The sequence below is a fragment of the Carboxylicivirga fragile genome (genome assembly GCF_050589805.1).
Lineage (GTDB): Bacteria > Bacteroidota > Bacteroidia > Bacteroidales > Marinilabiliaceae > Carboxylicivirga > Carboxylicivirga fragile.
The window spans coordinates 38,799-52,861 of sequence record NZ_JBNGOY010000020.1 but is presented as its reverse complement, the minus strand read 5'-3'; the positions used below and the strand labels follow the sequence as shown (position 1 = coordinate 52,861).

General features: G+C 36.4%; 13 protein-coding genes. 11 read left to right on the top strand and 2 right to left on the bottom strand.

Annotated features, from left to right (window positions below; translation table 11 throughout):
• Positions 1-38: 38 nt before the first annotated feature.
• Genes ACRD7B_RS10705 through ACRD7B_RS10695 form a run of 3 tightly spaced genes read left to right on the top strand, consistent with a single transcriptional unit; the run spans position 39 to position 3,639 of the window.
• On the top strand, positions 39-1,076 hold the full coding sequence (locus tag ACRD7B_RS10705) for a DUF6340 family protein (RefSeq protein WP_430824546.1): 1,038 nt from the start codon (positions 39-41) through the stop codon (positions 1,074-1,076).
• Positions 1,073-2,470, top strand: a complete 1,398-nt coding sequence (gene dacB, locus ACRD7B_RS10700; protein ID WP_430824545.1) for a D-alanyl-D-alanine carboxypeptidase/D-alanyl-D-alanine endopeptidase — start codon at positions 1,073-1,075, stop codon at positions 2,468-2,470. The genes ACRD7B_RS10705 and dacB overlap by 4 nt, the downstream gene beginning before the upstream one ends.
• A gap of 20 nt (positions 2,471-2,490) precedes the next feature.
• Positions 2,491-3,639, top strand: a complete 1,149-nt coding sequence (locus ACRD7B_RS10695) for a DUF819 family protein (RefSeq protein WP_430824544.1) — start codon at positions 2,491-2,493, stop codon at positions 3,637-3,639.
• Here ACRD7B_RS10695 and omp85 read toward each other — a convergent pair.
• The gene (gene omp85, locus ACRD7B_RS10690) at positions 3,636-4,979 is read right to left on the bottom strand and encodes an Omp85 family outer membrane protein (RefSeq protein ID WP_430824543.1); all 1,344 of its coding nucleotides are present in this window, start codon (positions 4,977-4,979) and stop codon (positions 3,636-3,638) included. The two genes, ACRD7B_RS10695 and omp85, sit on opposite strands and share 4 nt — an antisense overlap.
• Before the next feature lie 307 nt (positions 4,980-5,286).
• On the opposite strand from omp85, the gene ACRD7B_RS10685 reads away from it, so the two are divergent.
• The 3 genes from ACRD7B_RS10685 (at position 5,287) to ACRD7B_RS10675 (ending at position 7,319) form a co-directional block, all read left to right on the top strand.
• Positions 5,287-6,066 carry an amidohydrolase gene (locus tag ACRD7B_RS10685; RefSeq protein WP_430824542.1) on the top strand — a complete coding sequence of 260 codons (780 nt, stop codon included), beginning with the start codon at positions 5,287-5,289 and terminating at the stop codon, positions 6,064-6,066.
• 183 nt (positions 6,067-6,249) lie between these two features.
• Positions 6,250-6,504, top strand: a complete 255-nt coding sequence (locus ACRD7B_RS10680) for a hypothetical protein (protein ID WP_430824541.1) — start codon at positions 6,250-6,252, stop codon at positions 6,502-6,504.
• 188 nt (positions 6,505-6,692) lie between these two features.
• Entirely contained in the window at positions 6,693-7,319 is a 627-nt protein-coding gene (locus tag ACRD7B_RS10675) for an energy transducer TonB (protein ID WP_430824540.1), read from the top strand.
• 20 nt (positions 7,320-7,339) lie between these two features.
• Here the strand turns inward: ACRD7B_RS10675 and ACRD7B_RS10670 are convergent, their stop codons facing one another.
• Complete coding sequence (locus tag ACRD7B_RS10670; protein WP_430824539.1) at positions 7,340-8,146, bottom strand: DUF1338 domain-containing protein; 807 nt, start codon at positions 8,144-8,146, stop codon at positions 7,340-7,342.
• Between the two features lie 274 nt (positions 8,147-8,420).
• Between ACRD7B_RS10670 and pta the strand changes: the two genes are divergently transcribed.
• The 5 genes from pta (at position 8,421) to ACRD7B_RS10645 (ending at position 14,028) form a co-directional block, all read left to right on the top strand.
• The gene (gene pta / locus ACRD7B_RS10665) at positions 8,421-9,425 is read left to right on the top strand and encodes a phosphate acetyltransferase (RefSeq protein WP_430824538.1); all 1,005 of its coding nucleotides are present in this window, start codon (positions 8,421-8,423) and stop codon (positions 9,423-9,425) included.
• A gap of 47 nt (positions 9,426-9,472) precedes the next feature.
• Positions 9,473-10,678, top strand: a complete 1,206-nt coding sequence (locus ACRD7B_RS10660) for an acetate/propionate family kinase (RefSeq protein ID WP_430824537.1) — start codon at positions 9,473-9,475, stop codon at positions 10,676-10,678.
• Positions 10,679-10,702: 24 nt separating this feature from the next.
• Complete coding sequence (locus ACRD7B_RS10655) at positions 10,703-11,686, top strand: 3-hydroxyacyl-CoA dehydrogenase family protein (protein WP_430824536.1); 984 nt, start codon at positions 10,703-10,705, stop codon at positions 11,684-11,686.
• Between the two features lie 196 nt (positions 11,687-11,882).
• Complete coding sequence (locus tag ACRD7B_RS10650) at positions 11,883-13,100, top strand: acetate/propionate family kinase (protein WP_430824535.1); 1,218 nt, start codon at positions 11,883-11,885, stop codon at positions 13,098-13,100.
• A 31-nt stretch (positions 13,101-13,131) separates the two neighbouring features.
• Positions 13,132-14,028, top strand: a complete 897-nt coding sequence (locus ACRD7B_RS10645; RefSeq protein WP_430824534.1) for a bifunctional enoyl-CoA hydratase/phosphate acetyltransferase — start codon at positions 13,132-13,134, stop codon at positions 14,026-14,028.
• Positions 14,029-14,063: the final 35 nt, after the last annotated feature.

Sequence of the window (14,063 nt, the reverse complement as noted above, 5' to 3'; positions counted from 1 at the left end):
ATTAATCATTTTTATTAACCTACAACCTACTTGAATTAATGAAGAAAATTGCAATTGTTATATGGTTTATTGTTGTCTTGGTTGGGTGTAAGTCCTATTCAGTATTAAATTACGATGTGCTTAAGCCTGCTAAAAATACCATACCCCCAGAAGTAAAATCCATTGTCTTAGTCGACAATAGTTATCCATTTGTTGATAGTAGTATCCACTTTCTTGAGGTAGATGGAGAAATAGAAATTCTTGATTCCATTTGGGTAGAGGCATTTGCAGATAGTGTTCTGTTGAGTTTAAAGGAGAGTTTACTTTCACAGAATTTTTTCGATACGGTTTTTATTGATACCACTAATTATAATGAGCTCTTATTGGGTAAACCATTAAAGAAATTAACCGCTTTTGAAGTAAATACGATTTGTGCCGAATTTGGCGCAGATGCAGTTTTAGCACTGGATGGGTATAAATATGGCTCAAAACTCGAGATTGTTGATTATGGTGATTCTCAGGGTGCATCATTGGATGTTAATGCAACTTGCTATTGGCGCTTTTATGATTATTATTCACAAACTATTTTGTTTGAAGACCTGCAACAAGATACAATTTATTGGTATGAGGAAGGATCTTCAGCTGTTCATGCCGCAAGTAAATTGCCTAGTATTAAGAATGCTATTAGTGAAATAGGTTTTTATATTGGAGATGCATATGTCAATCATTTGGTTCCTACCTGGGAAACGAGAGAACAACGGCTGTTTATCGCAGGTAATTCCTATTTTGTAAATGCTGCTGAGTGGTATGGTAAATCTAATTACAAAGAAGCTGAAAAGTTATGGGCTTATGTATTTGAGCATGGAAAAAACTTTGAAAAAGCCAGAGCTGCACATAATATTGCTATTTCTTTTGAACAGCAGAATGAAATTGCTTCTGCCTTGAAATGGGCCTTTAATAGTTATAATATATATCGGGAAATCAAATCACCAATATATGCTGAGGAAGTGGCAGAATCAAAAGATTACTACATTTATCTAGCACATCGTAAATCGGAAGTTGAGAAACTGGATCAACAAATTGGAGGAGGATTATGAAGTTTTTAATTGGGTTATTTTTGTGTAGCATTTTCGTTTCGTGTTCCTCGCAAAAATCAGACGAGCAGAATGAAACATTTATTCTCTTATCAAAGAATGGCTATCAATCAATTTCTGTAGTGGATATTCAAACAGGTAAAGTTATTGTGGCAGATAATCAAAATCAGAGATTAACACCAGCATCGTTAACAAAGCTTTTTACCAGTTCGAGCGCACTTGAAATATTGGGGGCAGAATTCTGTTTCAACACACATTTATACTTCAGTAAGCAAGATCAAGTATTATATGTGCAAGGCGCAGGAGATCCTACTTTGGGTTCCGCACGATTCGAAGAAACAGTGCCCGGTAATTTATTTAGAAAGCTCTCTAATGAATTAATAAGAAATGGAATTAAGTCAATTGATGGCGATATAATTATTGATTGTAGCAGATACAATGGGCTTGTTTATCCTTCAAAACGTATTTGGGAAGATATGGCCAACTATTATGGTGCTGTGCCCTCTGCTTTATCGTATAAGGAGAATACTTTTGCGATGACACTTCGTTCTTCAAATGTGGGAGAGAAATGTCAAATAGTGAATTTGGAGCCTAATCCGGGTGTTGAATTTCAATGTAACGTTTTTGGAGCAAATAATAAAAAAGACAGTGCTTATATATATGGCCATCCGAATATGGGAGAATGGTATGTGAGTGGTACCATCCCTGCTAATCGAAAAGCATTTAAGATAAAAGGAGTCTTGCCCAATCCCGCCTTTACCTTTGGTCAGGATCTAAAAACATATCTAAACGATAATGGAATTGATGTGATGGGGAGAGTTCGGGTTGTAAATAATAAAGTTTTGTCAGGAAATGAGGATATAATATATACGCACAATTCACCAGGCTTAAATAAAATTATAGGTGTTGTAAATCAGAATAGTAATAATTTATATGCCGATCACTTATTATTTGAGCTTGGACAATCATCAAAGTTGGCAAATTGGGACGAGGGTACACACCTGTTAAATTCATATTGGCAAGCGAGGTTGCCTGGGTTCAAAGCTCAATTTTACGATGGTAGTGGTTTGTCTCCATTTAACAAATTTTCGGCTAATGATATGGTCAGTTTATTGATATATATGGATAAATCAAACGCATCTGTAGATTTTAGAAAGTCACTATCCGTTTCTGGTGAAAAGGGAACATTAAAGCGATTTCTTAAAGAAGAGAAAGCAGGTTCGGTTATTGGAAAGAGTGGTTCCATGACTGGTGTTCTGGGGTATAGTGGTTATTTGCAAACAGATTCTGGTCGTGAGTTGGCATTTTGTGTATTGGTCAATAATTTTACTGAGCCTTTCTCTGAAATTAGAGCAAATATCGAATCGCTCCTGAGTGAGCTTATTCATGAAAATTAATTTCTGATTAAATTAACAAAATGATTGGAGCAAAATTGTTCTTACTTTTTCTTTATGTTTTATTGCCTGCATTGGCTATTTACCTTTGCGAAAAATACCAATTCCTAAACCGTATTGGTTCCGTTGTTCTATGTTATGTCTTTGGTTTGGTATTAGGGCCATTGGGAGCTTCCAGTTCTGAATTCCATAATCTGTTAGAAATTCTAATGTCGATATGTGTGCCCTTGGCCATCCCTCTTTTGCTGTTTTCTTCTAACGTTAAAGAGTGGCGTAAATTGGCGGTGCAACCCTTCTATTCTTTGCTGTTTGCCATGCTAGCAGTAATTATTTCTGTGGCTTTGGGTTATTTAATTTTTAATGGTAGATCAATAGAGGGGTTCGATAAAGTAGGGGGGATGTTGGTTGGGATATATAGTGGTGGCACGCCAAACCTTGCTTCATTAAAACTTATTTTAGATGTTGATGAAGATGTTTATTTGGCAATTCATTCGTACGATATGGCTATTGGGGCTGTTTATCTGTTTATTTTAATGAGTTTTGGTCAAAGGCTATTTCAATTGATTTTACCAAAATATACAAAATCAGATTTACCAGTTGAAGCGTCTGATTCAAACAGTAGTTTAATCTCCTTATTGAAAGGAAAAAGTACAAGGGGCAAGCTAATTACGGTTTTATTTGTTACAGTAGTGATGGTTGCAGTGGCTGGAGGAGTGATGTTGCTCATGCCTGAATCAGCACAAATGGTTGTTTTTATTTTTCTGATTACGGCCTTTGGAATTTTTGGGTCTTCCATGAAGACAATTCGAACAACTGAAGGATCCTTTGATATGGGCATGTACCTCATTCTTATCTTTAGTATTGTGGTGTCTTCAAAAGTTGAGATTAATAACTTTACCAATATTAATCCTTCTATATTTTATTATATCACCTTCGTTGTTTTTACAAGTTTAATATTACATGTTTTTTTAGCACGCTTAAGAAAAATTGATGTTGATACGGTTATTATTACATCAACAGCATTAATATGTAGCCCCCCGTTTGTACCAGTAGTAGCAGGATCTTTACGTAATCGAAACATCATTGTACCAGGACTTACGATCGGACTTATTGGCTACGCTGTTGGTAACTACTTAGGATACTTAATGTCATTATTGCTCACACTTCTTTAAAATAGATAATTGAGTGTAATGTACAGGCCAGAAGTACCATCTTGCCGATCAAGAGCAAAACCATAATCAGCTGATAATACGAAATTCTCGTTGAGCGCTGCCTTCAAGCCGAGGCCGTAACTCCAGTGGGGTTTTTCTTTGTCGTCGTTGAAGAACATCGCATATTCGTCGTCAGGTACTAATGATTTATCGATTTCATATTTTTGAGATATCCATCCCATATCAATAAAATAATTGCTTGCCAAATAGAAATCTTGCTTAAAAAGTTTGGAACGCCACATTTTCCATCTGGCCTCAAAATTAGCTAAAACACCACCGTCACCAACAACACGATTTCGATTAATACCTCGTAATGTTTTTGCACCACCAAAACCTTGTGATGTTGCAGATGTTAGAGCACTGGATGCAAAATGTGGTAATAGATAGAATGGAATATCTCCGGTAATTTTATGTTGCCACCCAATGCGATAAGCTAATATGAAACTCTTTTTGGGTGTAAAAGAAAAATATTGGCGATGAAATAAGTTTAAGCGCAAGTAGCTACTTGTTTGACTGGATAAAAATGAGGGCATGTAAGATAAAAAGGCTTCGGACCACATGCCTTGTGATGGATTGTTTAGTACGTTTCGTGTATCGTAAGAGAGCCCTCCTTTTAGGTAACTATGAATGCCACCCTCTGCTTCCTCTTTTGAAATGATGTTCCAATCCAAATACTTTTCGTACAAACCATCAATGTCTGGTAGTTTATCGTCTTTTTTATTTCGCTTATTAAGACGATCAATGTCAACGGATTTAATGTCAAATTTAAACATTACTAATCCGCCAATCCATTCAAAGGGCGAGTCTAATCCGCCTATTCGACCTTTGAAATTAGTTAGTATACGAAACATATCTCGATGGTGGCGATAAAAAACGCGTGATTTATAGTCATCCGATTTACTATCCTCCCAAGCTGAATTGTATTGAGCATCGTATCCATTAAAGCCATAAAAATCCATTGCTAAATCTCTAAACCAGGTTATATCTGCTGTGGTTCGGATGTTTTTGATGGCTGTTGGCGAATCGTAATAAAAGCGCAGTAGTGTTGATCCCGCAGTATACCTCGATGCTTCGGCGTAAAGTGAATGCTCATAGTCAGGATATCTGCTCCCATCACCATACCAGTACAAGTTTGTTAATGCTCCATACTGAAAACCTAAATCAGCATCGAATGAAATTGCCGGTAAAACTCCCAGTGTAAAACCTTCCTTCTGGTATGTGGAATCAGTTTGTCCTGTTATATAAGAGGTATTCAAAAGAACACAAAGGATGAAAATGGCTACTGGTAGATGATTTTTCATATTTGTAAAGTTAACTTGTTCTGTTTAAAAACAAAAGCCTCATTTGCACCTTGCTAATAAGGCTGTTAGAAGTATGTCAATTTATTTAATTGTTCGTTAGAGTCTTTTAGGTACGTGCTTATCAGTTGTTCGTGTTTCGTGTGCTAGATCTTTAAAAGGTCGGGGTTCAGTCTATAACAACATAAACTACTGCCTTCTGACTAAAACCGAACAAACTGTTGTAAGGTATTATTCTTTTTTTTCTCTTCGAGCGATTTAGTCATTTGACATGATTAGAATGATTACTTTTGTTTTAGAATTAAGAACAATGGTGAGAGTTTTAAAAACTGCTGTGGTACAGCAAGATATTATTTGGGAGAATGCGACTGAGAATTTAGGTCGTTTGGAAAAAATAATTGGTGATTTTAAGCAGGATTTGGATCTTTTGGTATTACCAGAAATGTTTCATTGTGGCTTTACTATGCAACCTACAAATGTGGTGCAAAAACCTGGAGGTGCAGTTGTAAGTTGGATGCATAAAATGGCAAAAATATTGAATGCCTGCGTGATGGGCAGTATTGTTGAACAGGTGGAACAACAATTTGTGAACCGCTTATATGTTATTGATCCAAATGGTGAAGAAAGTATTTACGATAAACGACATTTGTTTCGAATGGGTGGTGAGAATAAGGCTTATAAATCGGGTGACGAAAGGTTGATTGTAAATATAAATGGTTGGCGTATATGTCCATTAATATGTTACGATTTGCGATTTCCAGTTTGGAGTAGAAATCGAAATGATTATGATGTTTTAATTTATGTAGCAAATTGGCCATCAACTCGACGTGATGTATGGCGTTCTCTTCTCAAAGCGAGGGCGCTAGAGAATCAGTCGTATGTGATTGGTGCCAATCGTGTTGGAGAGGATGGTTCTAATAATTATGCAGGAGATTCTATGATGATTGATGCTAAAGGGAAGGTTTTAGTAGAGGCAAGCGAATTTGTTGAAGAAGTTATTTATAGCGAATTAAGTTACAATGACCTGCATCAGTTTAGAGAAAAATTTCCAGTATGGATGGATAGTGATGATTTTGAGATTAAGATTTGATTTTGTATTAATGTGTTCGAATTGAAATTTTAGAAAGATTATATGTGGGTTCTATTGTGTTTTAGTTTTAATCTTGTTAAATTGTATTAGCCGTGTAGTAGTGAGAACTAATTACGGTTGTAACTTGGTAATTAATACGACAAGTGTGATAGTGTTTAATTGGTAGATTTAAAACATTTAGTAATGAAGGTATATAAAGTATCTGTTTCGGATGATAAAGTGAAGTTTTTTAAGCAATTGTTAGATAATCTAAATATTGATTATTCTGTGGAAGCAATTAAGAAAGAAACAAAAGTGAATATTAAGAAAAGTGTTTCGAAACCAAAAGTTCAAGCTGTGAAGAAGGAGTTGCATTCATCGTACAAGCAAAAAAATACGCAGGAGGGGCAAAAAAGTATTCAGGAAGTATTAAAGAATTTGGAACAATTAAGGGGATAGTAGCTTGTTATGCTATTTACTTAGTTAAATTGTCCGAGTTTATGTAAATGAGTGTTAATATTGGTATGATAATTGTTTAAGTAATTACAGAATTTAATCACAGTTATTATCAATTATCACCCTAATTGTAATTTGAATACTATAATTTGGTGTTGGTTAATTGAAACTAACCACAAAATTAAAATACCATGAAGTCATTAGCAATCATTTTAAGCCTGTTTATAGCAAGTTCAAATTTGTTTAGTCAAGAACGGTTGTTGTCGGAGAATGAGCAGATTGAAACAACGGTTGATAAATTGCCACGTTTAAAAGGAGCGAGGGGGAGTTTTAATCAGTTTATTTCTAAAAAAATTACTTATCCTGAGAACGCTAAGCTAAGAGGTGTTGAGGGAGATGTTTGGGTAGCTTTCGTTGTTACCAAAGATGGAGAGTTAGCTAATGTAAAGGTTGATAAAAGTGTAGATCCTATATTGGATGAGGTTGTTTTGCGCTTTGTTCGAAAATGTAAAGAATGGAAACCCGGGGTTTTAAATAGGGAAAAGGTAAATACTCAAATGTTAGTGCCTGTCAAGTTTACGCTCTCAGATAATGAGCGAAGTTTAGCAGAACAATTAAAGCAATTTGACCATATGGACGTTCCTCCATTATTTGTAATTGATAATAAGCCAATTGTTGGTTTAACTCAAATTGAAGATTACAATGTACGGTCGATTCGTGTTATAAAAGGTGATAAGGCTGTGGCTTTGTATGGAGAGCAAGCAAAGAACGGTGTTGTTGTTATTACTTCAAAAAGAGGAACACCGCCAATTTATTAACTAGCGGTGTTTGTGCTATTTTATTTTTTGATATTCGTGCTTTCAAATATTTTGTCTGCCGATTTGGCTATGAATCCATTAAATAACGAGCCATTTTTCATTTTATATCTTCTGGCAAATTCGTAATAACAAGAAGGAATTTGATAGCTTCCTTCGTAAAATTCCACTTCAATCATATCTGCAAGTGTGCTTGATTGCTCAAGAAATTCCTGAGGTGTTCCTTTAATTTCGCCACCTGATGTGTTTAAAGGGAAGCCGTTTTGTTTCAGAAACGAATTGACTTTTTCAAGTGATTCAAAGTTATTTAGTGTATTGACTAATACGGTGAAGTGGTTAACTTTAAAACCGATAGCGTATAACCATGCTGCATATTCCGATTCTTCTAACAGACTTTCATAAATCTTATATTTGGGTTTCTCCCAGATGTTTCCTGCTGTAAGAATTTCTTCTCTATCAGGTATTTGGTTAAGATTCGACTTAACATGTTTGTTTAAAATATCTTGTGATTTTTGCGATAATAGCTGTGTCTCAAGTTGGCTAATAAATATCTTAGGTGCCGAAGGATCATCAGAATATTCGTAGTGTTTTGCTGTTAACTTTTTTTGTTCAAATCGATAATTAGCCGTTTCTTTGTAGCCTCTTTCAAGAAATGGCTTTGCCAATACATCTATATTTATTTCAGGATAATTAAATGTCCGAAAAGCAATGTGGTCGTTTATAATCGACTCATTTTCATTTTGAAATAAACGGTGTATTTTTTTAACTGATGGATTAATGTTTTGATAATCATTGAATAAGTGGTCGAGTAACTGCTTGTGTGTTGTCATATGTATGTAAATTTATTGTAAGCAAGCTTTAATTCATTATAAACTGTAAGTTATAAAAAATTATTAAAGAAAAGAGGGTGCAATTTATTGGGTTTTGAAATCGATAATTGATCAAATGCTTACAATCTGTAAGTGCTAATAAATCTTAAATAATTTGGCGCACTATTTTCTGTTTTTAAACATCTTAAATAGATGATAAAACGCACATGTAATCTGCAATTTTCAATGTAAATTTGCAGCAAATTGTTAAATACAAACTTTTTTAAAGACAAAAATGGAATTCATTGAACAGCTAAAGCTTAAAGCTAGTCAGAACAAGAAACGCATTGTTCTTCCTGAAGGGTTAGAAGAGAGAACCTTAAGAGCGGCAGATGCCATCTTAGGAGAAGATTTTGCGGAAATTGTACTTATCGGAAATGCCGATAAAGTGATGGAGTCAGCATCTAAATTTGGTTTAAACCATGTTAGTAAGGCAACTATTGTTGATCCTGATCAACATGATAAAATGGATGCGTATGCCGATATGATGGTTGAAATCCGTAAGAACAAGGGACTAACTAAAGCTGATGCTTTAAGTTTAATTAAGAATCCGTTGTATTTAGCAGTCATGATGATAAAGGCTGGAGATGCAGACGGTGAGGTTGCTGGCGCAGATAATGCAACTGGTGATGTGTTACGACCTGCATTTCAATATGTGAAGACAGCTCCTGGAATAAGTGTTGTTTCTGGTGCTTTCATTATGATTTTAAAAGACAAAGAGTTTGGTGAGAATGGTATGATGGTATTTGCTGATTGTGCTGTTCATCCAAATCCTACTGCTGAAGAATTGGCTGAAATAGCTGTTGCAACAGGTAGAACTACTCAGTCAATTGCTGGTATAGAACCAAAAATTGCCATGTTAAGCTTTTCAACTAAAGGGAGTGCTAAACACGAGATGGTTGATAAAGTAACGAAAGCTACAGAATTGGCCAAGCAATTGGCTCCTGATTTAAAGATTGAAGGAGAGTTGCAATCAGATGCTGCTATTATTCCTGCTATTGGCCAGAAAAAAGCGCCTGGAAGTGAGATTGCAGGACAAGCTAATGTTTTGGTTTTCCCAACCTTGGAAACTGGTAATATTACTTACAAATTGGTTCAGCGAATGGCACATGCCGAAGCTATAGGGCCTGTATTGCAAGGTATGGCAGCACCTATCAATGATTTATCAAGAGGTTGCTCGGTAAGCGATATTGTGAATTTAGTCGCGATTACTGCTAACCAAGCAGCAGGTACAGTATAAAGTTTATTAAAGAGCCAGTTTATCTGGCTCTTTATGATTTAGGTTAGATGATAATACTGGTTTTAAACAGCGGAAGCTCATCAATAAAGTTTCAGTTATTCGAAATGAATGACCAAGGGCAGCAATTGCTGTCGAAGGGAATTGTCGAAAGAATTGGAATTAAGGGTGGTGTTCTGAAGCAATGTATTGGGGGTGTTTCTCAGGTTGTTCTTGAGAAGGATATTCCTGATCACACCATTGGTATAAAACTGGTATTTGAAAATCTGACCAAAGGAGCTAATGCAGTTCTGAAAAATCTTTCTGAAATAAATGCAGTTGGGCATCGTGTTGTACATGGTGGCGAATTGTTTAAAGAAAGTGTGTTAGTTGATAATGCTGTGAAACAGCAAATAAAGGAATGTTCTGAGCTGGCTCCCTTGCATAACCCGGCAAATCTGAAGGGAATTATGTCTGTTGAAGCTTTGTTAGATTCAATTCCTCAGGTAGCAGTATTCGATACTTCGTTCCATCAAACAATGCCCACTAAGGCTTACCTCTATGGAATCCCATATAATTATTACGAGAAATATAAGATTCGACGATATGGGTTTCATGGTATAAGCCATAAGTATGTTGCTGAGCAAGCAGCTGAGATGTGTAATAAAGATTTTACTAATTCGAAAGTTGTGACTTGTCATTTGGGCAATGGTGCTTCGGTAACAGGCATAAAAAATGGCGCATCAGTTGATACATCTATGGGTTTTACACCTGTAACTGGTTTAATGATGGGTACGCGATGTGGCACGCTTGATCCAGGCATTCTTTTATATCTTGAAGAAAAAGAACACCTTAGTATTAAGGGGATTAACAATCTTCTTAATAAAGAAAGTGGGCTTCAAGGTGTCTCTGGTTTGTCATCCGATATGCGGGATATTGAGAAGGCGGCGGATGACGGTTTGTACAGAGCTAAATTGGCTTTCGATATGTACACCTATCGTATCCGAAAATGGATTGGATCATTTGTTGGAGTGATGAATGGGATTGATTTACTTGTTTTTACTGGAGGAATTGGTGAAAATTCGTTTAAAGTCAGAGAGGATGTTTGCAAGCAACTTTCGTTTTTTGGAATTACGATTGATGAGGAGAGGAATGTTGGGCTTTGTGGCCAAGGTGGCATTATTTCAGCATCAAATTCAAGCGTGGCGGTTGCGGTTGTCAACACAAATGAGGAACTTGTTATAGCTCAGGAAGTTTTTAAAATAGTAAATAACTAATTGGAATAACTAAAACGTATATAAATGGCTGAAATTCTTGTAGAACCCATTGAATCCTATGCATTAGGTCAAAAGAAAAGAGGTAAAACCTTATTTTCTAAAGTTGGCGTTGTTGGATGTGGAAAAGAGGGACAAAACATTGCTCGTATTGCTAGTTGGCATGGCATGGAAGTGATCTTCATTGAACTAAGTGAGGAAAAAATTGATCTTGCAATAAACAATATTGGCAAAGAGTTAGACATTCGCATCGAAAACTGGGGATTAACAGTTAGCGAAAAGCGTGCGATAATGAGTCGTATTAAAGGCTCAACAGATTTTAATGAGTTAGCTGATTGTGATTTTGTAATTGAGGCTATTCGTGCTGATAACAGTGGTGAACGTAGCATCGATGCTCGTAAAGAAGTTTTCCGTCAAGTAGAAAGTGTTGTTAGCAGCGAAGCAATTATTGCTACCAATGCTACAACGATTGTCATTACAGAATTAGCTTCTGAATTGAAAATTCGTGAGCGTTGTGTTAGCTTACACTTCTTTGTAACTTCTCCTGAGGCTCGTATTATCGAGGTTGTTAAAGGCTTGTATACTTCTGAAGAGGTTTATGAACGTGTATGTACATTTGTAAAATTGATTAATCGCGATGTTATACCAGTTGAGGAATCGGCAGGTATTGTTAGCGTACGTTTGTATGTTACTCTTTTAAACGAAGCTTGTGCTACTTTAATGGAGGGTGTTGCAACGCTCGAGAATATTGACAAAACAATGGAAGTTGGTTTAGGAATGCGCTTAGGGCCTTTCAAAGCTGCTGATGTAATTGGATTGGATAAAGTTGTTAAGTGGATGGAGAACCTACATGAAGAATTTGGAAATCAAAAATTTGCACCTTCTCCATTGGTTCGTCGTCTTGTACGTGCTAAGCGTTTAGGAGCACATGTAGGTGTTGGTTTTTACCGTTACGATCAAGAAGGAAATATTGTTGCTTCTGATGATACAGCCGGTAAATTTAAATCATAATCCATTACAATTTAATTAAGCTTTAAATAAGATGGAGCATGAGGTTTATATGTAAATTGAAGGTTTCATTCTTAAATATAAAAATAGAAAGATGAAACGAGCCATGAGAGAAAGTTTTCACACACGAAGATGACCAAATTGGCGAGTTCCATCCCGATAGCTATCGGGAGACAATTGAAAGCAAATTTATAGGCATATGAAAATATTAGTTCTGAACTGCGGTAGTTCATCTATTAAATATCAATTATTTACCATGGCGGGCTCTGACTGGGACGTGATGGCCGCTGGTGTTGTTGAGAAGATTGGTTTAAAAGGATCATTCTTGAAGCATCAAAAAGAAGGAAATGAAAAAGTATTACTTGAAGGTGAGATTTTAGATCATCAAGTAGGTATCGATTATATTTTAGGAGTGTTGGTTAGCGAACGTCATGGTTGTTTAACCAAACTTGAGGAAATTGACGCTGTTGGTCATCGTGTGGTGCATGGTGGTGAGGAGTTTAATTCAAGTGTATTCATTACCAACGAAGTGATTCGTAAAATGGAAGAGTGTATTGATTTAGCACCATTGCATAATCCTCCAAACTTAAAAGGTATTGAAGCTATCAGTCAGCTATTACCAAGCGTGCCTCAGTGTGGTGTGTTTGATACGGCTTTCCATCAGACTATGCCTAAGCAAGCATACATGTACGCAATTCCTCAATCTTTATATAAGAAATATGGTATTCGTCGTTATGGTTTCCATGGTACGAGTCACCGCTATGTTTCAAAGCGTGCTTGTGAGATATTAGGCGTTGATTATAAAACTCAAAAAATTGTATCATGTCACCTTGGAAATGGTGCTTCTGTAGCTGCCATTAAAAATGGTGAATCAGTTGATACATCAATGGGTTTTACACCGCTTGAAGGTTTGGTTATGGGTACGCGTGCCGGAGATTTAGATCTTGGCGCAGTGACTTATATTATGGATAAAGAGTTGATTGGTACACGTTCGGCAAGTACTTTGTTTAACAAACACAGCGGTATGCTTGGCTTAACAGGTATTTCATCCGATATGCGTGAGATTGAAGATGCAGCCAACAATGGTGATGCTGCGGCTCAGCTAGGTTTAGATATCTATGATTACCGAATCAGAAAATACATTGGTTCTTATGCAGCTGCAATGGGCGGTATTGATATCTTAATTTTCACTGGTGGTATTGGTGAAAATGCAGATGTAACTCGCGCAGGAGTTTGTAAAGATCTTGAGTTTATTGGGTTGGAGTTAGATCCTGAATTAAACAATGGATTAAGAGGCAAAGAGAAGGTGATCAGTAAAAAAGATGCCCGTGCAACTGTTATGGTAGTACCTACTAATGAAGAGTTGGTAATTGCTCTTGATACTAAAAATATTGTTGAGGAATTGGCTAACCGTTAAGACGATAATTACTAATTAGATTCAATAAATAATGTTTAAATCCCTTACAGATCTTCAGACCCTTATTCAAAAGAATAAGGTGAAGAAGAAATTAGTTCTTGCGGTTTCGCAAGACGCGCATTCGCTTGATGCTGTACATAGTGCTTTTCAAGCTGATATTATTGAGCCTATTTTAATTGGATCACGCCCTGATACGGAGACTATTATTGCCGAAAAAGGCTATGATTTCACTGGTGCAACATTTATTCATGAGTTGGATGATGTGAAGGCTGTTGAATTAGCTGTGCGTATGGTGCATGATAACAAGGCAGATATCTTGATGAAAGGTAAAGTAGCAACGCCAGTTTTACTTAAAGGTGTGCTAAACAAGGATTGGGGACTGCGTACTGGTAGTTTGCTTTCCCATTTTGCTTTATTCGAGGTTGAAACCTATCATAAGTTGATTGCTATTACGGATGTGGCAATGAATATTGCGCCTAACTTGAAGGATAAAATCGCCATTGTGAATAATTCAGTGGGGTACCTGAATAAAATGGGTATTGAAAAACCTAAGGTTGCAGTATTGGGTGCCATTGAGATGGTGAATGAAAGTATGCAAGCAACGCTTGATGCCGCATTACTATCAAAAATGAATCAGCGTGATCAGATTAAAAATTGCCTGATTGATGGGCCTTTGGCTTTTGATAATGCAATTAGTTTTGAAAGTGCTAAGCATAAAGGTATCAAGAGTGAAGTTGCTGGTGATACTGATTTGTTGTTAATGCCAGATATTGAAGTTGGAAACGTTTTGTATAAAACTTTGGTTTTCTTTGCAAAAGCAAAGGTTGCCTCGGTTATACTTGGTGCCACAGCTCCAATCGTATTAACTTCCCGAAGCGATTCGGAAGAGTCTAAATACAACAGTATTCTTTTAGCCGCAATGGCTTAATATATTACCATCCGCTTGCATTTGCGAGCGGATGT

Excerpts from the sequence above, each read along its gene's own strand:
- dacB (WP_430824545.1), top strand. The coding sequence starts at position 1,073 with ATGAAGTTTTTAATTGGGTTATTTTTGTGTAGCATTTTCGTTTCGTGT.
- omp85 (WP_430824543.1), bottom strand. The coding sequence starts at position 4,979 with ATGAAAAATCATCTACCAGTAGCCATTTTCATCCTTTGTGTTCTTTTG.
- ACRD7B_RS10670 (WP_430824539.1), bottom strand. The coding sequence starts at position 8,146 with ATGACAACACACAAGCAGTTACTCGACCACTTATTCAATGATTATCAA.
- ACRD7B_RS10705 (WP_430824546.1), top strand. The coding sequence starts at position 39 with ATGAAGAAAATTGCAATTGTTATATGGTTTATTGTTGTCTTGGTTGGG.
- ACRD7B_RS10660 (WP_430824537.1), top strand. The coding sequence starts at position 9,473 with ATGATAATACTGGTTTTAAACAGCGGAAGCTCATCAATAAAGTTTCAG.
- pta (WP_430824538.1), top strand. The coding sequence starts at position 8,421 with ATGGAATTCATTGAACAGCTAAAGCTTAAAGCTAGTCAGAACAAGAAA.
- ACRD7B_RS10695 (WP_430824544.1), top strand. The coding sequence starts at position 2,491 with ATGATTGGAGCAAAATTGTTCTTACTTTTTCTTTATGTTTTATTGCCT.
- ACRD7B_RS10645 (WP_430824534.1), top strand. The coding sequence starts at position 13,132 with ATGTTTAAATCCCTTACAGATCTTCAGACCCTTATTCAAAAGAATAAG.
- ACRD7B_RS10650 (WP_430824535.1), top strand. The coding sequence starts at position 11,883 with ATGAAAATATTAGTTCTGAACTGCGGTAGTTCATCTATTAAATATCAA.
- ACRD7B_RS10655 (WP_430824536.1), top strand. The coding sequence starts at position 10,703 with ATGGCTGAAATTCTTGTAGAACCCATTGAATCCTATGCATTAGGTCAA.
- ACRD7B_RS10685 (WP_430824542.1), top strand. The coding sequence starts at position 5,287 with ATGGTGAGAGTTTTAAAAACTGCTGTGGTACAGCAAGATATTATTTGG.
- ACRD7B_RS10675 (WP_430824540.1), top strand. The coding sequence starts at position 6,693 with ATGAAGTCATTAGCAATCATTTTAAGCCTGTTTATAGCAAGTTCAAAT.
- ACRD7B_RS10680 (WP_430824541.1), top strand. The coding sequence starts at position 6,250 with ATGAAGGTATATAAAGTATCTGTTTCGGATGATAAAGTGAAGTTTTTT.